This window comes from Facklamia lactis (assembly GCF_015863205.1).
GTDB lineage: Bacteria > Bacillota > Bacilli > Lactobacillales > Aerococcaceae > Facklamia > Facklamia lactis.
Genome location: NZ_JACBXQ010000019.1, coordinates 1 through 659 on the forward strand (window position 1 = coordinate 1; position 659 = coordinate 659).

Genomic DNA, 659 nt, shown 5'->3' on the forward strand with positions numbered 1-659 from the left:
AATCCCTTTTTCAGACAAGCTTCCACGAGCGTTTGGGATGGATACCAAGAGTCCATGAGCACATAAACGGGGCGACTCATATCCAAAGAAGAAAGCATCTCGATCGCGAGTTTCCCTTTGCTTTTCCCTGCCGTCTTGTCGTAGAGGCGAAAGGCAAAAGGAAACGCTTGGGTCATCGTATGAACCATGAGCCAAACGAGAGAATGTCCCCAAATCGATTTTTTCTCTGCGTGACAATAGTGCCAATCACACCCTTGAATGGCGTGTGTTGCCCGTGACGAGGGCTTCGTTTTTTGGCAAATCGTATCATCGATCGAAACAAAAATGGGTTGATTCTCTCGTTTCGAGCTGCGTTCGACACGATGAAGCACCCACTGCTGGAGTTTGCGAAGCAGCGTCTCTTCTTCTCAAGGGCTTTTCGTGAAAAAATGGCTCAGTGTCGTTCGATGGTTGGGATGAGAGCTCTCGTGATGCAGATCGGTCAAGGTTCCCGCAAATCCTTTCGTTGTCAGCGCATCGATAATATGAATGAGATGCTTCATGACCGGCTTAGAGAAATAAAGGGCCAGCCCCAACATTGCGAAAAACTTGTCGATTCCTTGGTGATGCGGTAGTCTATTCATGAGACATGAACCTCCTTGAGAATGGTTTGGTGACAC

The 659-nt window shown here is 48.0% G+C and carries 1 pseudogene; it reads right to left on the reverse strand.

From position 1 onward, the window contains the following. Window positions 1-659: pseudogene (locus HZY91_RS10785) on the reverse strand (transposase); the annotation flags it as partial.